Annotated in this window: 21 protein-coding genes and 1 tRNA gene; 4 read left to right on the top strand and 18 right to left on the bottom strand. The window is 58.2% G+C overall.

What is annotated here, in order from left to right; all coding sequences use genetic code 11:
* Positions 1–33: 33 nt before the first annotated feature.
* From AS189_RS20155 to rpsL, 5 genes are all read right to left on the bottom strand, one after another.
* On the bottom strand, positions 34–210 hold the full coding sequence (locus AS189_RS20155; RefSeq protein ID WP_160320794.1) for a hypothetical protein: 177 nt from the start codon (positions 208–210) through the stop codon (positions 34–36).
* A 425-nt stretch (positions 211–635) separates the two neighbouring features.
* Positions 636–1,826 (bottom strand): elongation factor Tu, encoded by a 1,191-nt coding sequence (gene tuf, locus AS189_RS05205; RefSeq protein WP_062286627.1) that lies wholly within the window; start codon positions 1,824–1,826, stop codon positions 636–638.
* Between the two features lie 156 nt (positions 1,827–1,982).
* Positions 1,983–4,097 carry an elongation factor G gene (gene fusA, locus AS189_RS05200; protein WP_062286626.1) on the bottom strand — a complete coding sequence of 705 codons (2,115 nt, stop codon included), beginning with the start codon at positions 4,095–4,097 and terminating at the stop codon, positions 1,983–1,985.
* 73 nt (positions 4,098–4,170) lie between these two features.
* A complete protein-coding gene (gene rpsG / locus AS189_RS05195) occupies positions 4,171–4,641 on the bottom strand; it encodes a 30S ribosomal protein S7 (protein ID WP_038464713.1) in 471 nt (156 codons plus the stop codon).
* Between the two features lies 1 nt (position 4,642).
* Positions 4,643–5,017, bottom strand: a complete 375-nt coding sequence (gene rpsL / locus AS189_RS05190) for a 30S ribosomal protein S12 (RefSeq protein ID WP_038464715.1) — start codon at positions 5,015–5,017, stop codon at positions 4,643–4,645.
* A gap of 413 nt (positions 5,018–5,430) precedes the next feature.
* Between rpsL and AS189_RS05185 the strand changes: the two genes are divergently transcribed.
* The gene (locus tag AS189_RS05185) at positions 5,431–6,423 is read left to right on the top strand and encodes a patatin-like phospholipase family protein (RefSeq protein WP_062286625.1); all 993 of its coding nucleotides are present in this window, start codon (positions 5,431–5,433) and stop codon (positions 6,421–6,423) included.
* 169 nt (positions 6,424–6,592) lie between these two features.
* Here AS189_RS05185 and AS189_RS05180 read toward each other — a convergent pair whose 3' ends face one another.
* Both AS189_RS05180 and rpoB read right to left on the bottom strand, forming a co-directional pair.
* Positions 6,593–10,495 (bottom strand): DNA-directed RNA polymerase subunit beta', encoded by a 3,903-nt coding sequence (locus AS189_RS05180; protein WP_062286624.1) that lies wholly within the window; start codon positions 10,493–10,495, stop codon positions 6,593–6,595.
* A 101-nt stretch (positions 10,496–10,596) separates the two neighbouring features.
* Positions 10,597–14,115 (bottom strand): DNA-directed RNA polymerase subunit beta, encoded by a 3,519-nt coding sequence (gene rpoB / locus AS189_RS05175; RefSeq protein ID WP_062286623.1) that lies wholly within the window; start codon positions 14,113–14,115, stop codon positions 10,597–10,599.
* 434 nt (positions 14,116–14,549) lie between these two features.
* On the opposite strand from rpoB, the gene AS189_RS05170 reads away from it, so the two are divergent.
* The gene (locus tag AS189_RS05170) at positions 14,550–15,749 is read left to right on the top strand and encodes an acetyl-CoA C-acetyltransferase (protein ID WP_062286622.1); all 1,200 of its coding nucleotides are present in this window, start codon (positions 14,550–14,552) and stop codon (positions 15,747–15,749) included.
* Positions 15,746–16,231: an aminoacyl-tRNA deacylase gene (locus AS189_RS05165; RefSeq protein ID WP_062286621.1), complete on the top strand. Its 486-nt coding sequence runs from the start codon at positions 15,746–15,748 to the stop codon at positions 16,229–16,231. The genes AS189_RS05170 and AS189_RS05165 overlap by 4 nt, the downstream gene beginning before the upstream one ends.
* Before the next feature lie 130 nt (positions 16,232–16,361).
* Here AS189_RS05165 and rplL read toward each other — a convergent pair whose 3' ends face one another.
* From rplL to AS189_RS05120, 9 genes are all read right to left on the bottom strand, one after another.
* The gene (gene rplL / locus AS189_RS05160; RefSeq protein ID WP_062286620.1) at positions 16,362–16,736 is read right to left on the bottom strand and encodes a 50S ribosomal protein L7/L12; all 375 of its coding nucleotides are present in this window, start codon (positions 16,734–16,736) and stop codon (positions 16,362–16,364) included.
* A gap of 124 nt (positions 16,737–16,860) precedes the next feature.
* Positions 16,861–17,448, bottom strand: a complete 588-nt coding sequence (gene rplJ / locus AS189_RS05155) for a 50S ribosomal protein L10 (RefSeq protein WP_062286619.1) — start codon at positions 17,446–17,448, stop codon at positions 16,861–16,863.
* A 360-nt stretch (positions 17,449–17,808) separates the two neighbouring features.
* Entirely contained in the window at positions 17,809–18,894 is a 1,086-nt protein-coding gene (locus AS189_RS05150) for a GNAT family N-acetyltransferase (protein WP_062286618.1), read from the bottom strand.
* Between the two features lie 24 nt (positions 18,895–18,918).
* Positions 18,919–19,419: a GNAT family N-acetyltransferase gene (locus AS189_RS05145; RefSeq protein WP_237759971.1), complete on the bottom strand. Its 501-nt coding sequence runs from the start codon at positions 19,417–19,419 to the stop codon at positions 18,919–18,921.
* Between the two features lie 159 nt (positions 19,420–19,578).
* Positions 19,579–20,286, bottom strand: coding sequence for a 50S ribosomal protein L1 (rplA, locus tag AS189_RS05140; protein ID WP_062286617.1), 708 nt, complete (start codon positions 20,284–20,286; stop codon positions 19,579–19,581).
* Between the two features lie 154 nt (positions 20,287–20,440).
* Entirely contained in the window at positions 20,441–20,872 is a 432-nt protein-coding gene (rplK, locus tag AS189_RS05135; RefSeq protein ID WP_062286616.1) for a 50S ribosomal protein L11, read from the bottom strand.
* Between the two features lie 129 nt (positions 20,873–21,001).
* The gene (nusG, locus tag AS189_RS05130; RefSeq protein ID WP_062286615.1) at positions 21,002–21,826 is read right to left on the bottom strand and encodes a transcription termination/antitermination protein NusG; all 825 of its coding nucleotides are present in this window, start codon (positions 21,824–21,826) and stop codon (positions 21,002–21,004) included.
* 88 nt (positions 21,827–21,914) lie between these two features.
* Positions 21,915–22,205 (bottom strand): preprotein translocase subunit SecE, encoded by a 291-nt coding sequence (gene secE, locus AS189_RS05125; RefSeq protein ID WP_062286614.1) that lies wholly within the window; start codon positions 22,203–22,205, stop codon positions 21,915–21,917.
* Positions 22,206–22,323: 118 nt separating this feature from the next.
* A tRNA-Trp gene (locus tag AS189_RS05120) sits at positions 22,324–22,396 on the bottom strand.
* Positions 22,397–22,648: 252 nt separating this feature from the next.
* Between AS189_RS05120 and AS189_RS05115 the strand changes: the two genes are divergently transcribed.
* On the top strand, positions 22,649–23,881 hold the full coding sequence (locus AS189_RS05115; RefSeq protein WP_062286613.1) for a pyridoxal phosphate-dependent aminotransferase: 1,233 nt from the start codon (positions 22,649–22,651) through the stop codon (positions 23,879–23,881).
* Positions 23,882–24,038: 157 nt separating this feature from the next.
* Here AS189_RS05115 and AS189_RS05110 read toward each other — a convergent pair whose 3' ends face one another.
* Positions 24,039–24,695 (bottom strand): LuxR C-terminal-related transcriptional regulator, encoded by a 657-nt coding sequence (locus AS189_RS05110; protein ID WP_062286612.1) that lies wholly within the window; start codon positions 24,693–24,695, stop codon positions 24,039–24,041.
* Complete coding sequence (locus tag AS189_RS05105) at positions 24,692–25,966, bottom strand: ATP-binding protein (RefSeq protein ID WP_062286611.1); 1,275 nt, start codon at positions 25,964–25,966, stop codon at positions 24,692–24,694. Before AS189_RS05105 ends, AS189_RS05110 begins: the two co-directional genes overlap by 4 nt.
* Between the last annotated feature and the right edge of the window lie 5 nt (positions 25,967–25,971).

Here is a 25,971-nt window from a genome sequence, read left to right as displayed (position 1 = left end):
CTGGTCATAAGAACTTGTGGCCCCGCACCACCCTCAGCCCAGGCTAGGGAACAGGGAGGCGCCTCCAGTAAAAGCAGGCTTGGCCCCGGCTGCGGAAATGGCGAGGGAAACGCCGGTGGTGGAAACAGTGGCAGCCGCAGCGAGCAGGACGTGCTCGACAGCTAGGACGGTCTCAGCGACATCCAGCAGAAGGAACTGCTGGACGGCCATGATGAATATGGCATCCCCAATACCTACTACTTGGCTGCCGTCTTGGACTGGCCCCCGGAAGACCAGCGCACCATCCGCGAACACCTCGTGGGGGCGGCAAAAAAGTCCACTCCGTGGACTCCCACACCGACAAGATCGGGGTTGACGGGCAGATCGGAGACACTGCCCCCAGTCAATCATGGACGGCATCTCACCCATGCACCAACTGGCGTTGCCCGGGCCGGGACCACCTTGGCCACATCCGCACGGAAGGCCGCATCCGCCGTCGAACATTTCCATCAGCTCCCATTTCCATCAGCTCGGCAGTACGTCGCGAAACCCGCCCAACTGGCATGTCGAGCATGTCAAGCGTGCAGCCAAGCCTTAAACGGGAAGGGCCCCAGCCGAAGCTGGGGCCCTTCCTTATAGATCTAAGTAATTAGAAATTACTTGATGATCTTGGTGACACGACCTGAACCAACGGTGCGGCCGCCTTCGCGGATAGCGAAGCCGAGGCCCTCTTCCATGGCGATCGGCTGGATCAGCGCGACAGTCATTTCGGTGTTGTCGCCAGGCATAACCATTTCCGTGCCCTCAGGCAAGGTGATGACGCCGGTAACATCCGTGGTGCGGAAGTAGAACTGCGGGCGGTAGTTGGAGTAGAACGGGTTGTGACGACCGCCCTCATCCTTGGCCAAGATGTAGACGTTGGCTTCGAAATCGGTGTGCGGGGTAATGGAACCCGGCTTCACGATAACCTGGCCACGCTCTACGTCTTCGCGCTTGATACCGCGGAGAAGCAGACCACAGTTCTCGCCGGCCCAAGCCTCGTCGAGCTGCTTGTGGAACATTTCGATACCGGTAACCGTGGTCTTCTGGACCGGGCGGATACCAACAATCTCAACCTCAGAGTTGATGCCCAAGGTGCCACGCTCGGCGCGGCCCGTAACAACGGTGCCACGACCGGTGATGGTGAAGACATCTTCAACCGGCATCAAGAACGGCTTGTCCTTGTCGCGGATCGGGTCAGGAACGTTGTTGTCAACGGCTTCCATCAGGTCCTCAACGGACTTGACCCATACGGGGTCGCCTTCCAGAGCCTTCAGGCCGGAAACGCGGACAACAGGTGCCTCGTCGCCGTCGAAGCCCTGTGAGGAGAGCAGTTCGCGAACTTCCATTTCGACCAAGTCGAGGAGTTCTTCGTCATCAACCATGTCGGACTTGTTCAGTGCGACCAGCAGGTAGGGAACGCCAACCTGGCGGGCCAACAGAACGTGCTCGCGAGTCTGAGCCATCGGGCCGTCAGTTGCAGCAACTACCAAGATAGCGCCGTCCATCTGAGCAGCACCGGTGATCATGTTCTTGATGTAGTCAGCGTGACCGGGGGCGTCTACGTGTGCGTAGTGGCGCTTCTCGGTCTGGTACTCAACGTGAGAGATGTTGATCGTGATACCACGCTGGCGCTCTTCCGGCGCCGAGTCGATGGAGCTGAAATCACGCTGCTCGTTGAGATCCGGGTACTTGTCGTACAGTACCTTGGAAATGGCAGCAGTCAACGTGGTCTTACCATGGTCAACGTGACCGATGGTGCCGATGTTAACGTGCGGCTTGGTCCGCTCGAACTTTGCCTTTGCCACAGGTTCCTCCTAGAACATTTAGAAAACTTACTCTCAGAGACGCTGTTCGTCACTGAAATCAAAATAAGTCTACTGGGGGCTTTTGATATTTAAGAAATTGCTTCAGATTGGGTCGCATCCAGCCTAATGCCAGATGCGACCCAGTCAAAAGAGCGACTACTCGCCGCGGGCCTTCTGGATGATTTCGTCGGCAACAGCCTTCGGAACCTCAGAGTAGCTATCGAACTTCATCGAGTACACGGCACGACCCTGGGTCTTGGACCGCAGATCACCGATGTAACCGAACATGCCGGACAAGGGAACAAGAGCCTTGATGACCTTGACACCGCTTGCATCCTCCATGGACTGCATCTGGCCACGACGAGAGTTGATGTCACCGATTACTTCACCCATGTATTCCTCAGGGGTGCGGACTTCAACTTCCATCAACGGCTCAAGCAGAATGGGGTTGGCCATCCGAGCAGCTTCCTTGAACGCCATACGACCAGCGATCTTGAAGGCCATTTCGGAGGAGTCAACATCGTGAGACGCACCGTCAAGCAGTGTGGCCTTGATGCCAACCATCGGGTAACCGGCCAGCACGCCATCAGGCAGTGCGGACTGGATGCCCTGGTCAACGCTGGGGATGTATTCACGGGGAACACGGCCACCGGTGACCTTGTTGCTGAACTCGTACATTTCGCCTTCAGAAGTATCCAGGGGCTCAATGGCGATCTGGATCTTAGCGAACTGACCTGAACCACCGGTCTGCTTCTTGTGCGTGTAGTCGTGCTTAGCAACGGCGCGCTTGATGGTTTCGCGGTACGCAACCTGCGGCTTGCCAACGTTGGCTTCAACGTTGAATTCGCGACGCATGCGGTCCACAAGGATGTCCAAGTGGAGCTCGCCCATGCCGCCAATTTCGGTCTGGCCGGTGTCTTCGTTGAGGTTGACGGTGAACGTCGGGTCCTCAGCGGAGAGCTTCTGGATAGCAGTGGAGAGCTTCTCCTGGTCACCCTTGGTCTTCGGCTCAATGGCAACGAAGATCACGGGAGCGGGGAAGGTCATCGACTCAAGAACGATGGGGTTAGCCGGATCGCACAAGGTATCACCGGTGGTGGTGTCCTTGAGGCCAATCACAGCGTAGATGTGACCCGCGTGGATCTCGTCTACGGGCATTTCCTTATTGGCGTGCATCTGGAAGAGCTTGCCAATGCGCTCTTTCTTGCCCTTGGTCGAGTTCATCAGCTGCGTACCGGAAGTTACCTTGCCGGAGTACACGCGGATGAAGTTCAACTGACCGAAGAACGGGTGCGTAGCGATCTTGAACGCCAGAGCCGAGAACGGCTCCGTTTCGCTCGGTTCGCGCCTGATCTCAATGGACTCGTCGCGAGGATCGTGACCGATCATTGCGCCAACGTCGATCGGGTTCGGCAGGTAGTCGATGACAGCATCGAGCATCGGCTGAACGCCACGGTTCTTGAATGCAGAACCACAGAAGACCGGGTAGATCTCAGAGTTGACGGTCATCTTGCGGATGCCAGCCTTGAGTTCCTCGATGGAAGGCTCTACGCCCTCGAGGTACTTCTCCATGAGCTCTTCGGAGGACTCTGCAACGGCCTCAATGAGGGCTGCGCGGTACTCTTCAGCCTTTTCCTGAAGATCAGCGGGGATCTCCTGGATTTCGTAAGCAGCACCCATGGTGACGTCACCCTTGGAGTCGCCGGCCCAGACGAATGCCTTCATCGTCATCAGGTCAACAACACCGGTGAATTCACTCTCGACGCCGATCGGCAGCTGCATAACCAACGGCTTGGCACCCAAGCGGTTGATGATGGTGTCTACGGTGAAGTAGAAGTCAGCACCGAGCTTGTCCATCTTGTTGACAAAGCAGATACGCGGAACGTTGTACTTGTCAGCCTGACGCCAAACGGTCTCAGACTGCGGCTCAACGCCTTCCTTGCCATCGAAGACAGCAACGGCGCCATCGAGAACTCGCAAGGAGCGCTCAACTTCCACCGTGAAGTCAACGTGGCCGGGGGTGTCAATGATGTTGATCTGGTTGTTGTTCCAGAAGCAGGTCACGGCGGCGCTCGTGATGGTGATGCCGCGTTCCTTTTCCTGTTCCATCCAGTCAGTCGTCGAAGCACCGTCGTGCGTTTCGCCGATCTTGTGGTTCACACCCGTGTAGAACAGGATGCGCTCAGTGGTAGTGGTCTTGCCAGCATCAATGTGGGCCATGATGCCGATGTTGCGGACCTTCAGAAGGTCTGTAAGCACGTCCTGTGCCACGGTTTCTCCCTTGTCTAGAGATGAGCTGAAAGCTTGCCGGCGGGTTGAGCCGCCGGCAAGCTATTTGCTCTAGTTACCAGCGGTAATGGGCGAAGGCCTTGTTGGACTCTGCCATCTTGTGGGTATCTTCGCGACGCTTAACAGCGGCACCAAGACCATTGGAGGCATCCAATACTTCGTTGCGCAAACGCTCGGTCATGGTCTTCTCGCGGCGAGCCTTTGAGTAACCAACCAACCAGCGAAGAGCAAGTGCGGTCTGACGACCCGGCTTGACTTCAACGGGAACCTGGTAGGTAGCGCCACCAACACGGCGGGACTTAACTTCAAGGCTCGGCTTGATGTTCTCCATGGCCTTCTTCAAGGCAACAACGGGATCAGCACCGGTCTTTTCGCGTACACCTTCGAGTGCACCGTAAACGATGCGCTCTGCGGTGGACTTCTTGCCGTCAACGAGGACCTTGTTGATCAGCTGAGTGACCAGGGGGGAACCGTATACGGGATCTACAACTAGCGGCCGCTTGGGGGCCGGACCCTTGCGAGGCATATTACTTCTTCTCCATCTTTGCACCGTAGCGGCTGCGAGCCTGCTTGCGGTTCTTAACGCCCTGGGTATCCAATGCGCCACGGACGATCTTGTAACGAACACCGGGAAGGTCCTTAACACGGCCTCCACGAACGAGCACGATGGAGTGCTCCTGGAGGTTGTGGCCAACACCGGGGATGTAAGCAGTAACTTCCACGCCGCCGTTGAGGCGCACACGTGCAACCTTACGCAGAGCCGAGTTCGGCTTCTTCGGAGTGGTCGTGTAAACGCGCGTGCAAACGCCGCGACGCATGGGGCTACCCTTCAATGCGGGAGCCTTGGTCTTTGTGACCTTGGGTGTCCGGCCCTTTCGGACCAGCTGGTTAATCGTAGGCACTTTCGTGTTCTCCGTTGTTTTCTCGAGTGGATTCTCGTGTTGCTGGCCCCGACGCTCACATTAAACAGCCGCCAGGGAAAGCCTTTTACTGGTAGTCGCAGACTTGGCGACTTCACAGCGCCTAGGCATGCAAAAATGTGGCATTCGCTGTACAAGAACCGTACAACCCGGACCCGCATCCACTTCCTCCGTCGAAACGTAAGAAAATTGACACTCTTATCCACTGCCACACTAACAATTACTTATTACATTACCACGGGTTACCCCTCTGGCACGAATCGTCCTCCAGACGCGTACTTGACAGGCGCAGCAAGCAGGCGCACGCTCAAAGATACCCCACGACGCCGTGCGCCGCGCTTGCGACTCCGCGGAGCCTCACTTGTGGGGCGGCTTGCAGATTGAGCGGGTGCGTCATGACTGATGCAGATTTGGTTCTTGAAGGTGGCGGTGTGAAAGGCTCCAGTTTGGTCGGCGCGGTGACCGCTTTGGCCAACCACAGCGATCCATACACTTTTCACCGAATTGCCGGCACGTCCGCAGGGGCAATAGTTGCTGGTCTACTTGCCTCTGGCATGGGTGTTTCACAGGTAAAAACTGTGATGGATCAGCTGGATTTTTCGCGCTTCGAGGATGAGGTGGGGTTCTTTTCACATATCCCCGGGGTGGGTGCAACGGCAGGTTTGCTCCTCCATGAAGGTCTCTACGCTGGTGGATTCCTGCATGATTGGCTCACCGATACCCTCGCCGAACATGGGGTGCGCACATGGGCTGATCTAAAGGAGGACGATCCAGACAGTGCGCTGCCACCGTCCCAGAGATACAAGCTGGTGGTGATTGTCTCTGATGTTTCACGAGGGCTGATGCTCCGCCTGCCATGGGACTATGAACAGCTTCTGGGTGTGGACCCCGACACGGCATCTGTGGCAGACGCCATCCGCGCTTCCGCCTCAATTCCGTTCTTCTTCCGCCCCTGGAAGTTGCCCACCGATGTCAAGACCACAGGCCATGATCACATTGTTTGCGTTGATGGCGGCATGCTCTCCAACTTCCCCATGTCAATCTTTGACCGGCATGACAGCGCACCCTCACGGTGGCCCACACTCGGAGTGAAGCTCTCCGGCCGCTCCACCATCCGATCCGAAGACTGGGTTGCGGATGACAATGGTGTCCAATTAGCCAAGTCGCTGTTGAGCACCATGATTGGGGCCCATGATCGCAGCTATGTGAATGACCCACAAGCGATCTCTCGCACCGTTTTCGTGGACACCTCCGCCTACCACTCAACCGATTTCAAGCTCACAGCCCAAGACAAACGGGACATGTACGCCAAGGGTCATGCCAGTGCGAGCAAGTTCCTTTCCACCTGGGACTGGGAGAAGTGGAAGTCCGGCGACTATTCCCTGTAGTGGTGCAGGAGCGTTTGCCAAAAAGCCGCATTATCTGAGGAAGCGTTACTTAAAGTACGACGGCAGTTGGTGAGTTTCGCAATGAAACTCACCAACCGCCCGTTCGCTGCCTCCCAAACCTCGCAAGCTCGGCTTGGGACCCTCGGCAGCTCTCTTATTCAGCTATATGTCAGCCGGAGAAGTTGGTACCGAGATCGTAGTCATCCAAGGGGATGGCACGGAACTCGTTACCCAAATCTCCTACGCCGCCCACATAGTCAAAGTCGCTGAATGCGCTCGGACCCGTGAACAGGTTGGCCTTGGCTTCTTCCGTGGGCTCCACCGTGACGTTGGTGTAGCGCGGAAGGCCGGTGCCGGCAGGAATCAACTTACCGATGATCACGTTCTCCTTCAGACCCAACAGCGGGTCCGACTTACCTTCCATGGCCGCCTGCGTCAGAACGCGGGTGGTCTCCTGGAAGGATGCGGCGGAGAGCCATGATTCGGTAGCCAAGGAAGCCTTGGTGATACCCATCAGTTCGTTACGACCTGATGCCGGCTTCTTGCCTTCGGACACAACGCGACGGTTTTCCGTCTCGAAGCGACCGCGCTCGGCGAGCTCGCCGGGCAGCAACTTGGAATCGCCGGACTCAATGACCGTCACGCGACGGAGCATCTGGCGGACAATAACCTCGACGTGCTTGTCGTGGATACCCACACCCTGGCTGCGGTAAACGCCCTGAACTTCCTCAACGAGGTGCTTCTGAGCGGCACGCGGGCCGAGGATACGCAGAACCTGCTTGGGGTCAACCGCACCCACAATGAGCTTCTGGCCAACTTCAACATGCTCACCGTCAGCAACCGTCAGACGTGCACGGCGAAGAACCGGGTAAGCGATCTCTTCGGTGCCGTCGTCCGGTGTCAGGATCAAACGCATGGTCTTCTCGGACTCATCAATGTTGATGCGGCCGGCAGCTTCTGCGATCGGAGCAACACCCTTGGGGGTACGTGCTTCGAAGAGCTCCTGAATACGGGGCAGACCCTGGGTGATGTCCTCGCCACGGCTGGCAGAAACAGCACCACCGGTGTGGAAGGTACGCATGGTCAGCTGGGTACCGGGCTCACCAATGGACTGTGCGGCAATAATACCGACGGCCTCACCAATGTCCACGGTCTTGCCGGTGGCCAGTGAACGGCCGTAGCAAAGAGCACAGGTTCCAACAGTTGACTCACAGGTCAGTACCGAGCGGACCTTGATCTCTTCAACACCAGCTGCGAACAGCGCGGCGATGAGAACATCTCCGACATCGGCTCCGGCTTCAGCCAAGACCGTGCCTGAGGAGTCCACTACCTCGGACGCCAAGGTACGAGCGTAAACGCTGTTCTCGACTTCCTCGTGCAGGACGAACTCGCCATTGCTGTCAACGACAGCGATGGGCAGAGTCAAACCGCGCTCGGTGCCACAGTCGTCTTCGCGAACGATGACATCCTGTGAAACGTCAACCAGTCGACGCGTCAGGTAACCGGAGTTTGCCGTACGCAGAGCGGTATCAGCAAGACCCTTACGGGCACCGTGAGTAGCAATGAAGTACTCCAAAACCGACAGGCCCTCACGGTAAGAGGACTTGATCGGGCGAGGAATAATTTCACCCTTAGGGTTAGCCACCAAGCCACGGATACCGGCAATCTGGCGAACCTGCATCCAGTTACCACGAGCACCGGAGGAAACCATACGGTTAATCGTGTTGGATGCGGCGAAGGATGCGCGCATAACATCAGCGATCTCGTTGGTTGCCTGGTTCCAAATGTCGATGAGCTCCTGGCGGCGCTCCTCGTCAGCAATCAGACCCTTGTCGTACTGAGCCTGAACCTTGGCGGCCTTGATCTCGTAGCCTTCCAAGATGGCGGGCTTGGCTTCGGGCACCTTAATGTCCGAGATAGCAACTGTGACACCTGATCGGGTGGCCCAGTAGAAACCGGAATCCTTCAGGTTATCCAGTGTTGCTGCCACAACTACCTTGGGGTACCGCTCGGCGAGGTCGTTGACGATCTCGGAGAGTTGGCCCTTGTCGGCAACTGCTTCGATCCACGGGTAATCCGCAGGCAGAGTCTCGTTGAAGATGACCTGACCCAGGGACGTGTCGATGATGGCGGAATCGCCAGCAACGAAGCCTTCCGGACCCTTGCGCTCGACGCCCGGGATGAAGTTATCCAAACGGATCTTCACCTGAGAGTTCAAGTGCAGCTCACCGGCGTCGTGGGCCATGATGGCCTCGGCAGCGGTGGAGAAGCTGCGGCCTTCGCCAACAGAACCTTCGCGCTTGGTGGTCAAGTGGTACAGACCGATGATCATATCCTGTGACGGCAAGGTCACGGGACGGCCATCAGAAGGCTTCAAAATGTTGTTCGAGGACAACATCAAGATGCGAGCTTCAGCCTGAGCTTCGGGGCTCAACGGCAAGTGAACTGCCATCTGGTCACCGTCGAAGTCAGCGTTGAAAGCACCACAAACCAGCGGGTGAAGCTGGATTGCCTTACCTTCAACAAGCTGAGGCTCGAACGCCTGGATACCCAAACGGTGCAGGGTTGGTGCACGGTTCAGCAGTACCGGGTGCTCGGTGATGATCTCTTCGAGAACATCCCAAACCTGGGGACGGAAACGCTCAACCATGCGCTTGGCGCTCTTGATGTTCTGTGCGTGGTTGAGGTCAACCAAGCGCTTCATCACGAACGGCTTGAAGAGCTCCAACGCCATCTGCTTAGGCAGACCACACTGGTGCAGCTTCAGCTGCGGGCCAACAACAATAACCGAACGGCCAGAGTAGTCAACGCGCTTGCCAAGGAGGTTCTGACGGAATCGACCCTGCTTGCCCTTGAGCATGTCGCTCAGGGACTTCAACGGACGGTTACCCGGACCGGTGACAGGACGGCCACGACGACCGTTATCGAACAGCGAGTCAACAGCTTCCTGCAGCATGCGCTTTTCGTTGTTGACGATGATCTCCGGAGCACCCAAATCAAGCAGGCGCTTGAGACGGTTGTTGCGGTTGATCACGCGACGGTACAGATCGTTCAAGTCCGAGGTAGCGAAACGGCCACCGTCGAGCTGAACCATGGGGCGCAGTTCCGGCGGGATCACCGGGACGGCGTCCAGAACCATGCCAAGCGGGCTGTTGTTGGTGGTCAAGAATGCGTTGACAACCTTCAGTCGCTTCAGTGCACGGGTCTTGCGCTGGCCCTTGCCATTGGCAATGATGTCGCGCAGGATCTCGGCTTCGCCAGCCATGTCGAACGTCGCAAGACGGCTCTTGATGGCTTCGGCACCCATGGAACCTTCGAAGAACATGCCGTAGCGCTCGCGCAGTTCGCGGTAAAGAGCTTCGTCACCTTCCAGGTCGGCAACCTTGAGAGCCTTGAAACGGTCCCAAACCTGCTCGAGGCGGTCGATATCGGCGTCGGCGCGCTTACGCACGTTAGCCATCTGACGGTCCGCGGAGTCGCGAGCCTTCTTCTTATCGGCAGCCTTGGCGCCTTCGCCTTCAAGACGAGCAAGCTCGCCTTCCAGGTCGCGGGCGATCGTGGCGATGTCGCTGTCACGAGTGTCCACCATGCGCTTCTTTTCCAGATCATGCTCGATCTGAAGGTTCGGCAATTCTTCGTGGCGGGCAGCATCGTCGACGCTGGTGATCATATAGGCAGCGAAGTAAATGACCTTTTCAAGGTCCTTCGGAGCCAGATCCAAGAGGTAGCCCAAGCGCGAGGGAACGCCCTTGAAGTACCAGATGTGAGTTACGGGAGCGGCAAGCTCAATGTGGCCCATGCGCTCACGGCGCACCTTGGCGCGGGTGACTTCAACGCCACAACGCTCACAAATGATGCCCTTGAAGCGCACGCGCTTGTACTTGCCGCAGTAGCACTCCCAGTCACGGGAAGGGCCGAAGATCTTCTCGCAGAAGAGCCCGTCCTTTTCCGGCTTGAGCGTGCGGTAGTTGATAGTTTCCGGCTTCTTGACTTCGCCGTGTGACCAGTCGCGGATATCTTGCGCGGTGGCCAGGCCAATCTGCATGAGGCCGAAGGAGGATTCGCTGGACATATGGGTCCTGTTCTCTCTAATTCTCTAAGTCTGAATGTCTAAGCGGGTACGGGAGGAAGTGAAGGTTCGACGGCGGTGGGCTGGCCACCGCCGTCGACTCACTAAACTTCTTCGACAGAGTTAGGCTCGGCCCGTGACAGGTCGATGCCCAGCTCCTCCGCGGCCCGGAAGACTTCTTCATCCGAGTCACGCATCTCAATCGTTGTTCCGTCGGTGGAAAGTACTTCCACGTTCAGGCACAGCGACTGCATTTCCTTGATGAGAACCTTGAAGGATTCCGGGATACCCGGCTCCGGGATGTTCTCGCCCTTGACGATGGCCTCGTAAACCTTCACGCGGCCATGAATATCATCGGACTTGATCGTCAGCAATTCCTGCAGCGTGTACGCCGCGCCGTATGCTTCCAGTGCCCAAACTTCCATCTCACCAAAGCGCTGTCCACCGAACTGCGCCTTACCGCCCAAGGGCTGCTGAGTGATCATGGAGTACGGGCCCGTGGAGCGGGCGTGGATCTTGTCGTCCACCAAGTGGTGAAGCTTCAAGATGTACATGTAGCCCACGGAAACCGGGTCCGGGAACGGCTCGCCGGAGCGGCCGTCAAACAGACGCGTCTTACCGGAGGAATCGATCAGGCGTTCGCCGTCACGAGTCAGCGTGGTGGAATCGAGCAGACCAGTGATTTCAGAGTCACGGGCACCATCGAATACCGGAGTAGCAACCTTCGTCTGACCGATTTCACGCGGCAGGTTCGGCAGGTTCTTGATCCAGTCAGGCTCGCCTTCAACCTTCCAACCAGTCTTGGCAACCCAACCGAGGTGGATTTCCAGGACCTGTCCAACGTTCATTCGACCCGGAACACCCAAGGGGTTCAGGACGATGTCAACCGGGGTACCGTCGGCCAGGAAGGGCATATCTTCGATCGGGAGGATCTTGGAAATAACACCCTTGTTACCGTGACGGCCAGCCAACTTGTCACCATCGGTGATCTTGCGCTTGTTGGCAACGTAAACGCGAACCAGCTGGTTCACACCGGGGGGCAGGTCATCTTCGGAGTCGCGGTCAAAGACGCGAACACCGATGACGGTTCCTGATTCACCGTGGGGAACCTTCAAGGAAGTGTCGCGAACTTCGCGGCTCTTCTCACCGAAGATGGCGCGCAGCAAACGCTCTTCCGGGGTCAGTTCGGTCTCGCCCTTGGGCGTGACCTTTCCAACCAGGATGTCGCCGGCTTCAACTTCTGCACCGATGTGGATGATGCCGCGCTCGTCGAGACCAGCAAGGATTTCCTCGGAAACGTTCGGGATGTCCCGAGTAATTTCTTCAGCACCAAGCTTGGTGTCGCGAGCATCGATCTCATGCTCTTCGATGTGAATGGAGGAGAGTACATCTTCGGCAACAATGCGCTGCGAAAGGATGATGGCATCCTCGTAGTTGTGACCTTCCCAGGACATGAAAGCAACCAAGAGGTTCTTACCCAAGGCAAGCTCGCCCATGTCCGTTGCCGGACCGTCAGCGATGATGCCGCCAACTTCCAGACGCTGGCCCTCAGAGGCCAGAACGCGCTGGTTGTAGGCCGTTCCCTGGTTGGAACGCTGGTACTTGGCGATCGGGTAGCTGATCTCCGTGCCGTCGTCGTTCAACATGACAACGACGTCTGCGGAAACCTCAGAGACCACACCGGCCTTCTTGGCGATGACAACGTCTCCGGCGTCAACAGCCGTTGCGCGCTCCATGCCGGTACCCACAAAGGGGGCCTCGGACTGGACCAGCGGAACAGCCTGACGCTGCATGTTCGCACCCATGAGTGCGCGGTTAGCGTCATCGTGCTCGAGGAACGGAATCAAGGCTGTTGCCACGGACACCATCTGGCGCGGGGAAACGTCCATGTACTCGACGTCGTTGGCCGGGATCAGGACGGGCTCGCCGCCACCACCGCGCTGGCGAACCAGAACAGAATCTTCTTCGAAGTGGCTGTTGGCATCCAGAGGCGCGTTGGCCTGTGCAATGACAACGTCCATCTCGTCATCAGCGGTCAGGTAATCAACCTCGTCAGAGACGAAGCCGTTCTTGACGCGACGGTACGGGGTCTCAATGAAACCGAACGGGTTAATACGTCCGTAGGAAGCCAAGGAACCGATCAGACCAATGTTGGGTCCTTCAGGGGTTTCAATGGGGCACATACGGCCGTAGTGCGACGGGTGAACGTCTCGAACTTCCATGCCTGCACGGTCACGGGACAAACCGCCCGGGCCCAGCGCGGACAGACGACGCTTGTGCGTCAGACCGGCCAGCGGGTTGTTCTGATCCATGAACTGTGAGAGCTGAGAGGTTCCGAAGAACTCCTTGATAGCTGCCACAACGGGACGGATGTTGATCAGTGTCTGCGGCGTAATGGCCTCGACGTCCTGAGTGGTCATACGCTCGCGAACAACGCGCTCCATACGGGACAGGCCCGTGCGGACCTGGTTCTCGATGAGCTCGCCAACGGCGCGGATACGACGGTTACCAAAGTGGTCGATGTCATCGACGTCAACACGGAGGTCAACCTCGGCGCCGTCGCGCTGGCCCTTGGTGGTCTTGTTGCCGGCGTGCAAAGCAACCAAGTACTTGATCATGGCGACAATGTCATCCACGCTCAGGACGGAAGCCTTCTCGTCGCTCAACGGCAGGTCAATACCCAGCTTGCGGTTGATCTTGTAACGGCCAACCTTGGCCAGATCGTAACGCTTCGGGTTGAAGTACAGGTTGTGCAACAGTGCGTCAGCAGCGTCAACTGTGGGCGGCTCGCCCGGACGGAGCTTGCGGTAGATGTCCAGCAGGGCATCCTCGCGGCCTGTGGTGGCATCCTTTTCCAAGGTGGCGCGGATCGAGTCGAACTCGCCGAACTCTTCCAGGATCTGGCCTTCGGTCCAACCCAAAGCTTTCAGCAGTACGGTGACTGACTGCTTGCGCTTGCGGTCAAGACGAACGCCAACCTGATCGCGCTTGTCAATCTCCAGCTCGAACCATGCACCACGTGAGGGGATGATCTTGGCGGTGAAGATTTCCTTGTCACTGGTCTTGTCCGCGGTGCGCTCGAAGTAAGCACCCGGGGAACGAACCAGCTGGGAAACAACAACACGCTCGGTGCCGTTGATAACAAACGTGCCCTTGTTGGTCATGAGCGGGAAATCGCCCATGAAGACAGTCTGCTGCTTGATTTCACCGGTCAAGTTGTTCATGAACTCGGCCTTGACGTACAGCGGTGCGGCGTACGTAGCGTCGCGATCCTTGCACTCGTCAACGGTGAACTTGGGGTCAGAGAATTCCGGCTCCGTAAAGGACAGGGACATGGTGCCCTGGAAGTCCTCGATGGGGGAAATTTCTTCGAAAATGTCGGACAGACCCGACGTGACGGCCACACTGTCATCGCCAGCATCCACGGCACTCTGCATGCGGTCCTGCCAGCGTCCATTACCTACGAGCCAGTCAAAGCTCTCGGTCTGGAGTGCAAGCAGATTCGGCACGTCAAGCGGCTCATGAATCTTAGCGAATGAGATGCGACTCTTTGCACCGTCGGTGCTGTTTGAATCGATAGCGGTTGCAGCGTTATTTACATTAGAGGTGCTCGAGGCGACCAAGAGGGATCCTTCCACAGACCTGCAGGCTTGTTCTTACGAACCCTTACCCGTTTCTCTCCCGGTCATCAAACCCGGAGGAACGCTGGCCAAACAGCCGTGGAAGACGCTTCAAAGTGCAGCAATGCTGCCCTTTGGCGCGTGTTTCCATGACCCTTGACCGAAACAAAGCCCACCGCTATATGAAGGCTGAAGGTAAAGAGGGATACGCAAAGATCTACTCTACTGCATTAAGGGCTCGCGTGTCTACCCCGAGATTTGGAAAATCGCAAGTATGGATATTCTCACCGCCGCTGCACGCTCATAATACCCCGTTTGCTTCGCCGTCGAACAGCCAAAAGGAATTTTCAAAGGGGGCGGTGCTGTTAGATTCTATGGAAGGGATGCACAGTTCAACGAGGAAGTGTGCGGAATAAGATTCAAGGAGCAGTGCGGCCATGGCGTCACAAGCAAATGATGTAGTAATTCTTGCCGGAGCCCGCACTCCACAGGGACGGTTGAACGGTCAGCTGGCGCCATTTACTGGCGCCGAACTTGGCGCAAAGGCTATCGCCGCTGCGCTCACCCGATCGGGCGTGGACGTTGCGGACATCGATCAGGTCATCATGGGGCAGGTTCTCCAGGCCGGTGCCGGTCAGAACCCGGCACGGCAGAGCTCCGTGGGTGCTGGCATTGGCTGGAATGTGCCAGCCCTGACCATCAACAAGGTCTGCCTTTCCGGGCTGACAGCTGTCATTGATGCTGCGCGATTGATTCGAAGCGGGGAAGCTCGCGTGGTGGTTGCCGGCGGGCAGGAATCCATGACTGCGGCCCCGCATCTTTTGCCAGGATCACGCAAAGGCTGGGCCTATGGCGCCATCGAGGCCCTCGACGTGGCGGCACATGATGGGCTGACGGACGCCTTCGACAACGACTCCATGGGCCTGTCCACGGAACGTGGAAACATTCGGCTAAATATCACCCGCACCGCTCAAGACGAGGTGGCCGCAGCCTCACACCAGCGCGCAGCTGCAGCGGCCGCAGCCGGTGTTTTCGCCGACGAGATTGTCCCGGTCATGGTGCCCCAGCGTAAGGGGGATCCGCTGACCCTAGACCAGGATGAGGGAATTCGGCCGCAGACCACCGTGGACACCTTGGCCGGTTTGCGTCCAGCCTTTACCGCCGACGGCGCCATCACGGCAGGAAACTCCTCTCCCCTATCCGACGGTGCCAGCGCCCTGGTTTTGTCATCGCGCGCCTATGCAGAGGAGCACGGCCTGACCTGGCTCGCAGTTGTGGGCGCCCCCGGTCAGGTGGCCGGGCCTGATAATTCACTGCACTCGCAGCCCTCCAATGCCATTGCCAAGGCGCTTTCAACGGCAGGCTGGAATGTGGCGGACCTGGACTTCATTGAGATCAACGAGGCCTTCGGCTCAGTTGCCGTTCAGTCCTTGCGCGATCTGGACTTCCCCTTGGAGAAGTGCAACATCCATGGCGGCGCCATTGCGCTAGGCCACCCCATCGGGGCCTCCGGTGCACGGCTGGCACTGCATGCAGCCATGGAATTGAGCAGGCGAGGGACAGGAAAGGCTGCCGTGTCATTGTGCGGCGGTGGCGGCCAGGGCGAAGCCCTCCTGCTGTTCCGGGACGCACAGTGACCCACGAGTCTTTGCCCGAGGGCCATGCCCGGGTCGCGGCGGACGCAGCAGCACGCGGACTCGCAGTAGAAATCTTTGCCCGCCCTGCAGCCAATTCTTTGGAAGAGGCTGCCACTCTCATGGGAATCACACCACAGGACATTGTGAAGTCTCTGGTGGTCAAGCGAAGCGATGGGACATTCCTGTTTGCCCTGGTGCCCGGCGGCCGTTCCATCTCCTGGCCCAAGCTGCGCACGGTAGTTGGCGTCAACAAGCTGCAAATGCCCAAGGCGGAGGTTGCTTTGGAAGCCACGGGCTACGAGCGCGGCACCATCACTCCCCTAGGCAGCACTACGGCGTGGCCCGTCTATGCCGACGAAAGCATGACCGGGCACAAGGTTGCCATGGGCGCCGGTGAACACGGCTACAGCATGTTCGTCGACGCGGACGCACTTGTAGCGGCCTACGGTGCCGTGGTGGCCGACATCTCCGTGCCGCAATAGCTCGACGCCACCCCAGACGGGCATTCATGGGCAGCGGCCCGGGAATGCCGGTCCACCGCCGGTGGGCACGCGTTAAGACAAAGAAGCCCCGCACCAATTGGTGCGGGGCTTCTTTAGAAGAGCGAGGTGATTACTTGAGGGTAACCGTGGCGCCGGCAGCTTCGAGAGCTTCCTTGGCCTTCTCAGCAGCTTCCTTCGTTGCACCTTCAAGAACAGCCTTAGGAGCCGAATCAACGACCTCCTTGGCTTCCTTCAGACCCAAGGAAGTGATGGAGCGAACTTCCTTGATAACAGCGATCTTCTTGTCGCCGGCTGCTTCGAGGATAACGTCGAATTCAGTCTGCTCTGCGGCTTCTTCAGCTGCGCCACCGGCGGGGCCTGCAACTGCAACAGCAGCAGCAGTTACTTCGAAGGTCTCTTCGAAGAGGGTAACGAACTCGGAGAGCTCGATGATGGTCAGTTCCTTGAAAGCTGCAATGAGCTCGTCGTTGGTGAGCTTAGCCATGAGTGGCGCTCCTTCTGTGTTTTGCCCGCGAGGGGCGAATCCATAAACCTAAACCCTGTTGGATCTAGGGAAATACTAGGGGTGATCACCTGCTGGCAGGCGGCGCGTCCGAAGACGGCGCACGCTATGCTTCGGTGGTCTCGGCTTCTACGGCCGGAGCTTCTTCAGCGGCCGGAGCCTCTTCAGCAGCGGGAGCTTCTTCAGCGGCCGGAGCCTCTTCAACAGGAGCGCCTTCGGCGAGCTTCAAACGCAGGGCGTCGATGGTGCGCACAGCGGCGGCCATCGGAGCCTTGAGGACGGCAGCAATGCGTGCCAGCTGCAGCTCACGAGACTCGAGAGCAGCCAGTGCGGCAACTCCGCTAGCGTCGAGAGCTTTGCCTTCGAAGATACCGGTCTTGATGACCAGCTGCTTGTTGGCTTTTGCAAAATCCGTCAGGCTCTTTGCTGCTGCAACAGCGTCACCCTTGATGAACGCAATTGCGGTGGGGCCGGAGAGCTGACCTTCGAAAGCATCAACACCAGCTTCCTTAGCCGCAATGGCAGTCAGAGTGTTCTTTACAACCGAGAACTTGGTGTCCTGGCCGAGAGAAACGCGCAGCTCCTTGAGCTGAGCTACGGTGAGCCCACGGTATTCGGTTAGGACTGCTGCGGTTGAATCGGTGAAATCTTGCTTGATTTCTGCAACTGCAGCCACCTTTGTTGGCGTTGCCATAACACTCCTTCCGGGAATAGTTGCCGGTCTTTACTCATCCTGCCGTCAACCTGTGAAGGTATCTGGTAAAACAAAAACGCCCCGCACAGATGTACGGGGCGTTTGGTGGCAGTGGATCCATAGGATTTCTCCCGGTTCAACACTGCTACATAAGCTTTGTGCACCTGCGCTGGCCGTCCTATTGAAGGACTTTCGGATGAAAAACTGCCCATATCCAGCGCATCAGAATGCATGCTGCATCATCAAGCTGGGGGTGATTATCATCGACCGACGGTCTTTGGTGTTTTAAGACTACAGGAGCCAGCGCCATGATTCCAAATCGTGGACTTGTGCAGTGGGCCACACTTCCGGCTCACGTAGCTAATCAGCGGCGTTGAAGTCCTTGCGCCACTGCCCCGTTACGCCCGCGCCGACGTACCCCAAGGCTGCGTTGACTGCCAGCATGTATTGGTTCTCCGGAGAATTCCAGGTGTAGAGCGTCCGCAACGCAGGGAAATGCAGTTCCAGCTGTTCCATGTTGGCAACCTTAATGAACAGCCCCACATCCTTGCCCTTGTGGGCTTCCTCCACCACGGTATCGTCCTGGAAAGCTACGTCATCTCGATGCCCCAGCAATGAAATGGAGGTGAAAGCCACTAGCGCCCCTGTTTCCAGGTGCTCGGCCGCACTGACAATGGTGTGCCGGCCACTGAGCCGGGACAGCTCTTCGGCTTCTCGAAGCTGTTTCACATCCCAGGTGCCAAGATCGCCGTCGTCCTCGTTGTGGCCCTTTTCCAGACGGACAAAGTCCGCGGCCCACTCCTCGGGGCAAGAATCCAGCCATTGGTGAACACGGTAGGCACCTTGATGCGTTTCCTCAGCCCGGCGGGCCAGCTGCGCCAGGAGATCTCCGGGAGGGGGCAGGGTGCAGGCACTGAACTGCTCCACACGTTCCAGTGCGTAGCCGGCATTGCTGGCAAAACGAGCTTCGCGGCTCTTGAGCGGGAGATCACTGCCTCCCTGAGCTGCGGGAATCCGTTCCCCAGTGGAGCCGGCAGCTTCGAGATCCGCAGCGGGATGATTGGTCTCAACCACCACAATTTTACGGTTCTCACCCTTCACAAAAAGCTCGGCCGCTTCGAGAAGTTTCCGGCCAATACCGTTTCCTGCCGCCTCGGGCAGCACATCCAAGGTCACGTGAGCCAAGTCGGTGTTGTCATCTAGTGGCATCGCAATACCGGCGCGGCCCATGATCTTTGAGTCATTGCGCGCCACCAGGACCACATACCACTCGTAAGGATCGTGGCACAGAGCGAAAAGCTCTGCAGGCGTATATGCCAGAAGGTCATTGCCCCACGTGTTGATGCGGACTTGTCGGGAGACTTCCACAGCCTCTAGGAAGTCTGCAGCGGAGCTATCCAAAAGATTCTCAGGAACCCGCAATTGTTCGACGGTGGCTTCAGCCATGGCAAAAATACCTGTCTCTTTCTTTCAATCTGACCGCACCATGACGTAATCATGCTCGATCTGTTTCCCCAATTGAAAGCTTCGGGTGCCAACTACGGCGAACCCATGCTTTCGATAAAATTTCTGCGCGCGCTCATTCTCACTGTTGACGCCAAGCCAGGTCTGCTGGCGACCCTGGCTGGCAATCCAATCTAGGCTGGCAGCCATGATGCTGGTCCCCACGCCGTGGCCATGAGTGTCAGGATGTGCGTAACACTTACTGAATTCAATGGCGTCCGGGGCGCTCACGAGTACGGCTACGTCAGCATCGGCAGGGGGCGTGTCTACCAACATGGTGTACGCCAGCAGGCGGTCCGACGACAGGGGGGCTTTGTCTTCGGCGACAAAGATCACCCGCAGCGGGTCTGCCAAATATGCGGCGAAAGTATCAGGCCCAAGATGCGCTTGGACGAACGCTGATATTTCGGCTTTGGGGCTACTGGGAGGACAAGCCAACGGAAAGGTCAGCGCGGCAAGCTCTGCCAAAGCGGGAGCATCAGCTGCGCTAGCCTGACGAATACTAAATCGCATGCGCGCCCCCTCCCCTACGGTTTCAGTCATCTTTCTAACGTACCAGCATGCAAACAAGAAAGGGCTGACGCAGCGTAACGCTGCGTCAGCCCTTTCTCAAGGATTTAGTGAAGCTTAGGCTTCAACCATTACCTTGGTTGCAGCCGGATCCACGGGGATGCCGGGGCCGAACGTCGTGGAGACGGTGGCCTTCTGCAGGTAGCGGCCCTTGGAAGCGGACGGCTTCAAACGAAGCACCTCTTCCAATGCTGCTGCGTAGTTTTCGCCCAGCTTCTCAGCGTCGAAGGAAACCTTGCCGATGATGAAGTGAAGGTTGGAGTGCTTGTCGACGCGGAAGTCGATCTTTCCACCCTTGATTTCGTTAACAGCCTTGGCAACGTCGTTGGTGACGGTACCGGTCTTCGGGTTAGGCATGAGGTTACGAGGACCCAGAACCTTACCCAAACGGCCAACCTTACCCATGAGGTCAGGTGTAGCAACGGCTGCGTCGAAGTCGGTCCAGCCGCCCTGAATCTTTTCGATCAGGTCGTCGGTACCAACGAAGTCGGCGCCAGCTGCGATGGCAGCTTCTGCGCGCTCACCGGTTGCGAAAACCAGGACGCGAGCGGTCTTACCGGTACCGTGAGGCAGGTTAACCGTTCCGCGGATCATCTGGTCAGCCTTGCGAGGGTCTACACCCAAGCGGAAGGCAACCTCAACGGTAGCGTCGAACTTGGAGGGGTTGGTCTCCTTGGCGAGCTTGATGGCGTCGAAGGGTGCGTATACTGTCTCCGCATCGATCTTGGCCTGAGCTGCCTCATATGCTTTACTGCGCTTTGCCATGCTGCGTTTCTCCTTGTGCAGTTGTGGTCGTTAGGACCGCGCGGGCCCTGCCACTACGTCCGCCGTGCCCACTCAAGGTGAGGCATCCGGCGTCGTTCTTAATGAATTGGGTAATACTGTCGGGTCAAGACGAGCTCGACCCGGGTGTTGAGGCTTAGGCCTCGACGGTGACACCCATGGAACGGGCGGTACCGGCGATGATCTTCTCTGCGCCTTCGATGCTCGTGGCGTTGAGGTCAACCATTTTCTGGGTGGCGATCTCGGTAACCTGAGCCTTGGTCAGCTGAGCAACCTTGACGGTGTGCGGCGTACCTGAACCCTTAGCAATGCCTGCAGCCTTTTTGATGAGCTCTGCAGCCGGCGGGGTCTTGGTGATGAAGGTGAATGAACGGTCTTCGTAAACCGTGATTTCAACCGGGATAACGTTTCCGCGCTGGGATTCCGTTGCAGCGTTGTACGCCTTGCAGAATTCCATGATGTTGACACCGTGCTGGCCAAGCGCGGGACCGATGGGCGGTGCCGGGTTAGCGGCGCCTGCCTGGATCTGCAGCTTGATAAGGCCGGTGACCTTTTTCTTGGGAGCCAATGTAGGGTCCTTCTCTCAATATCTTTCCTTGGTCGACGGAGCGCGTCCAAGGTGGGTGGCCAGATGGCGTCCGGCCGAACGTTTCGCAGGGAACTAAGCACGCCCCTGCGGAACGAAATTTAGGGGCAACTAGATCTTGGTGACCTGGTTGAATGCGAGCGTGACGGGGGTTTCACGCTCGAAGATGGAGACCAGAACCACCAGCTGCGCAGCTTCGGGCTTGATCTCGGAGATCGAGGCGGACAGGCCTTCGAACGGACCATCCTTGACGATGACGGCTTCGCCAACTTCGAAGTCAATCTCGGCGTCACTGGGATCGTGACGCAGCGGAACGCCTGTCTCTTCTGCCTGCTGCTCTTCGAAGATCGGAGCAAGCATGGAGAAGACTTCGTCCAGACGCAGCGGAACCGGGTTGTGGGCGTTGCCCACGAAACCTGTAACACCGGGGGTGTGGCGGACAACGCCCCAGGAAGCGTCGGTCAGGTCCATACGGACCAGCACGTAGCCGGGGATGCGGACGCGGTTAACAACCTTGCGCTGCGCATTCTTGATCTCCACGACTTCTTCCATGGGGACCTGAATTTCGAAGATGTAATCTTCCATGTTCAGCGACAGGCTGCGTGATTCAAGGTTGACCTTGACACGGTTTTCGTAACCAGCGTAGGAGTGAATGACGTACCAGTCACCCTCCTGGCGGCGCAGCTTTGCCTTGAATTCCTCGGCAGGGTCAACCTCGGGCTCGGCGTCAGCGGCCGGCTCGTCGGTTGCTGCTTCTGCATCTGCGTCAACTTCTGCATCAACGGTTTCTGCTTCTGCTGCTTCCGCAGTTTCTGCGTCTACAGCTTCCGCGGTTTCTGCGTCAACAGCATCAAGGTCGGCATTGATGGCAGCATCAGCAACCACAGTGTCCTGGTCCTGCTCACTGTACGTTGCCTCGGGCTCCAGCTCAGACACGAATTTCCTGCTTTCCTTGTGCGTTTCTTAAATGGCTCAAACCGACCCATGCCAAAAATTTTCAGCGGGGTCGGCCAGTTTGAGCGTCTTACTGCTCGAGGTTTACGTTTCCACCGAAGATCCACAGCACAGCTTGGCCGAAGCCGAGATCCAGGACGGTAACAATACCCATCACGATAACTACGAATACCAACACGACGGTAGTCATGTTAATCAACTCTTTGCGAGTGGGTGTGACAACCTTCTTCAGCTCGCCGATGACCTGGCGAAGGAAGAGAGCGATGCCAGCGAAAAACCCGGGCTTGCCCGGCTTTACAGCCTTCTTAGCAGATCCCTTGGAGCCGCTTGCCGCAGTTTCGGACACCAGTGCCTCACTCATCGTTCGTTGGAGAACTCGCAAATCCGTAGATTCGGACCGCGCGACGTGCTTAGTATTCGCTTGGAGGCGGAACTCATTTTGCGACGAAGCCGCGAAACAAATGTGCCACTTCCATGCGCAGGGCAGACAGGACTCGAACCTGCAACCTGCGGTTTTGGAGACCGCTGCGCTACCAATTGCGCCACTACCCTTTGGGATTCACACACAAACCGAAACATCATCTGTGTTGAAAGATCCGCTCGGCGTTTGTAAACCATGAATAACCTACAGTCTCAAGGCCGTGATTCCAAACCGGCTTGAAGGCGTGAACCATCATGGTGTTTGAACACCGGTTATCTATTCTACGCATTGATGCGGCGATAGTCGAACCGAGGACCGGATGCACCTAAAGTAGTGGGTGACGAAGTTTGTATTTTGGGCCTCCCACCGAAGAAAGAATCCTGATGTCTGCCGAATTGAGCGCTGGTCAAGTCCCCTCCCGCCGTGTTTCCGCAAGGATCGCAGCGATTGCCGAATCCGCAACCCTGGCCGTTGATGCCAAAGCCAAGGCCTTGAAGGCTGCAGGGCGCCCTGTCATTGGCTTTGGTGCAGGCGAACCGGATTTCCCCACCCCGGACTACATTGTTGAGGCAGCCGTTGCTGCGGCCCGTCAACCAAAATTCCACCGCTACTCGCCAGCTGCGGGGCTTCCCGAACTGCGCAAGGCCATCGCAGAAAAGACCCTGCGCGATTCCGGCTACACAGTAGATCCGGCCCAGGTTCTGGTCACCAATGGCGGCAAGCAGGCCGTGTATGAATCCTTCGCGACCCTGCTCGATCCAGGCGACGAGGTCATCATTCCCACGCCATTCTGGACCACGTACCCGGAGGCCATCCGACTAGCCGGCGGCGTTCCCGTGGAGGTCTTTGCCGGCCCCGAGCAGGGCTACCTTGTCACCGTGGAGCAGCTCGAGGCCGCCCTAACGCCGCGCACCAAGGTGCTGCTGTTCGTCTCCCCATCCAACCCGACAGGTGCTGTTTACTCCCCCGAGCAGACCCGCGAAATTGGTCTTTGGGCCGCGTCCAAGGGCCTCTGGGTTATCACCGACGAAATCTATGAGCACCTGACCTACGACGGCGTTCCCTTCACTTCCATTGCCACTGCGGTACCCGAGTTGGGCGACCGCGTGGTCATCCTCAACGGCGTGGCCAAGACGTACGCCATGACCGGTTGGCGGGTGGGATGGATGATCGCTCCCTTGGATGTCACCAAGGCCGCCACCAACATGCAGTCCCACGCAACCTCCAATGTGGCCAATGTCTCCCAGATGGCTGCCTTGGCCGCAGTGTCCGGACCGCTGACGGCAGTGGATGAGATGAAGGTTGCCTTCGACCGTCGCCGGCAAGCCATGGTTGCCGCACTGAACTCCATCGACGGCGTGGAATGCCCCACCCCGCACGGCGCCTTCTACGCCTACGCAGACGTCCGCGGCCTGTTGGGACGTGAAATTGGTGGCATTCGCCCGGCCACGTCCGCCGAACTGGCTGCTCTGATCCTGGACAAGGCTGAAGTTGCCGTGGTGCCGGGTGAGGCCTTTGGTCCCAGCGGCTTCATGCGTCTGTCTTACGCACTCGGCGATGACGATCTAGCCGTAGGCGTGGCCCGTCTGCAGGAATTCCTAGGCTCAGCGAAGTAATCCGCCCAAGCGTTGACCTTATGCGCACAACTCGACTCGGGTTGTGCGCATAAGTGTTTATGCGCGCAACTCAAGCTGAGTGCAACGCATAAGCGCGGGCCAATTACCTTATGCGCACTACTCAGGGCGGAGTTCAGTGCATAACATCAGAAATCCCTTACAGCAGGCGGCGGTCTGCGGCCCAGCGCGTCAATTCGTGGCGTGAGGAGAGCTGAAGTTTGCGCAGTACGGCGGAAACGTGGGATTCCACTGTCTTGATTGAGATGAACAGTGCCTTGGCTACTTCTTTATAGGAGTAGCCGCGGGCAATGAGCCGCATGACTTCCAGCTCCCGGGCTGAGAGTTTGTCCAGCTCGTCTTCCACGGCGACTTCGGCCGTGCCAAAGGCATCCAGCACAAACCCAGCCAGCCGTGGGGAAAACACCGCGTCCCCTCCGGCCACTCGCCGGACAGCGTCGGATATCTCAGCACCGGAAATGGATTTCGTCACATAGCCGCGCGCGCCGGCCCTAATCACCGAGACCACGTCTTCGGCAGAGTCGGAAACGCTCAGCGCAAGGAACTTGGTGTTGGCCAGCAACGCGGCACAGCCTGCGATGACTTCACGTCCGCCCTGACCGCGCCCGCCTGGCAGGTGCACATCCAACAGCACCACGTCGGGCTGCTCGGCAGTGACGGCAGCGATGGCTTGTTCAACGGTGGCAGCTTCAGCCAGAACCACAATGTCTTGGGCGAGATCGGCCTTGAGGCCCGAGCGAAAGATGGCATGGTCATCCACAATCACAACCCTGATGGGTGTTGGCAGCATTGTCATTTCGCTTCCTCGGTGGCTGGAGTTTCGCTGGGCAGGTGCAGCCGGACTTCGGTTCCGTCTGCCGAACTAATGATCTCAGCAGTCCCCCCGTTGCGCTGCATGCGTCCGACGACGGACTCCCGGACTCCCAGCCTGTCCGCCGGAACCGTCTCGACATCAAACCCTGGCCCGCGGTCCTTGATAAACACATCCACTCCCTGCGCCCCGGATTCAACATAGACCGAGACGGTGGTACCACCGTGCCGCACGCCATTGAGCACCGCTTCCCGGACTGCTTGAACCAGTGCGCCGCCTCGGTCGGTCAGTTCGGCATCCCCCACGGCGACCACTTCCACGGCTTGTCCGTACAAATCCTCCGCTTCAGCGCACACGGCCTTGACCCGTTCCACGAGCGCCCCGGCATCATGCGCGGCGTCCTGATAAATCCATTCACGCAGTTCCCGTTCCTGAGCGCGGGCCAATCGAGTTACATCCGCGGGCGAGTTTGCGCTTTTTTGAATCAGTGCCAGGGTCTGCAGCACTGAATCATGCAGATGAGCGGCAATTTCCGCCCGCTCGGTTTCGCGAATGCGCCCGGCTCTTTCGGACTGGAACTCCCGCCAGAACTTTAGTGCCCAGGGTGCCAGCACCAGGGCCACCCCGGCTAGTACCGCCAAGGACGCCACCACTGAGGACCACACGAGCGTCCAGGAACCGGAGCCGGCAACAATGACAATCACTCCGGCGATGACTAGGGCGATGCCGCCACCCAACCGCAGCAGGGCCATGGGTGTATTCATTTTGGCGGCACTGAGCAGCCCGATCCGGCGGGTGTCATCAAGCTGCATCCACGCAAGCACGGCTCCCAAGACAATGATCAGCAATGGAATGAGGGTGCCCAGCTGAAGATTCCATCCGCTCTGCTGCCCAAAGAGTACGACGGCGGCAATGACCAGTCCGCCGCCGATCGCCACTTCCCGGAAACCGAGTGAGAGACGCTGACGAGTCGGGTTGCTATTACTTTCCTCCCGAGCGCCGGGTGCGGGCCGGAACAGCGCCAGCCGGGGGTTGCCGTCCTCGTCCAGCAAAGCGCCGCGCTCCCGGGCTTCATCCCCCGCCATGGGCACCAGCAACCACAGCCACCCATAGAAGACCAGACCTGCTCCGAAGAAGAAGCTGGAGCCAATCATGATGGCACGCACCAGCCCCACCTTGATGCCGAGGTGTTCAGCCAGTCCCCCGCAAACCCCGGCGACTATGCGCTCCTGGCTGCGATACATCTTTGCGCTCATGGTTC

The sequence above is a fragment of the Arthrobacter alpinus genome (assembly GCF_001445575.1).
Classification (GTDB): Bacteria; Actinomycetota; Actinomycetes; order Actinomycetales; family Micrococcaceae; genus Specibacter; species Specibacter alpinus_C.
The sequence above is the reverse complement of the archived record's forward strand: the minus strand, read 5'-3'. Positions and strand labels throughout refer to the sequence as shown.

Bases quoted from the DNA above. Each gene is read 5' to 3' on its own strand.
- AS189_RS20155 (WP_160320794.1), bottom strand. From the start codon at position 210: ATGGCCGTCCAGCAGTTCCTTCTGCTGGATGTCGCTGAGACCGTCCTA.
- rpsG (WP_038464713.1), bottom strand. From the start codon at position 4,641: ATGCCTCGCAAGGGTCCGGCCCCCAAGCGGCCGCTAGTTGTAGATCCC.
- AS189_RS05185 (WP_062286625.1), top strand. From the start codon at position 5,431: ATGACTGATGCAGATTTGGTTCTTGAAGGTGGCGGTGTGAAAGGCTCC.
- AS189_RS05180 (WP_062286624.1), bottom strand. From the start codon at position 10,495: ATGTCCAGCGAATCCTCCTTCGGCCTCATGCAGATTGGCCTGGCCACC.
- AS189_RS05170 (WP_062286622.1), top strand. From the start codon at position 14,550: ATGGCGTCACAAGCAAATGATGTAGTAATTCTTGCCGGAGCCCGCACT.
- rplL (WP_062286620.1), bottom strand. From the start codon at position 16,736: ATGGCTAAGCTCACCAACGACGAGCTCATTGCAGCTTTCAAGGAACTG.
- rplJ (WP_062286619.1), bottom strand. From the start codon at position 17,448: ATGGCAACGCCAACAAAGGTGGCTGCAGTTGCAGAAATCAAGCAAGAT.
- AS189_RS05150 (WP_062286618.1), bottom strand. From the start codon at position 18,894: ATGGCTGAAGCCACCGTCGAACAATTGCGGGTTCCTGAGAATCTTTTG.
- rplA (WP_062286617.1), bottom strand. From the start codon at position 20,286: ATGGCAAAGCGCAGTAAAGCATATGAGGCAGCTCAGGCCAAGATCGAT.
- secE (WP_062286614.1), bottom strand. From the start codon at position 22,205: ATGAGTGAGGCACTGGTGTCCGAAACTGCGGCAAGCGGCTCCAAGGGA.
- AS189_RS05115 (WP_062286613.1), top strand. From the start codon at position 22,649: ATGTCTGCCGAATTGAGCGCTGGTCAAGTCCCCTCCCGCCGTGTTTCC.
- AS189_RS05110 (WP_062286612.1), bottom strand. From the start codon at position 24,695: ATGACAATGCTGCCAACACCCATCAGGGTTGTGATTGTGGATGACCAT.
- AS189_RS05105 (WP_062286611.1), bottom strand. From the start codon at position 25,966: ATGAGCGCAAAGATGTATCGCAGCCAGGAGCGCATAGTCGCCGGGGTT.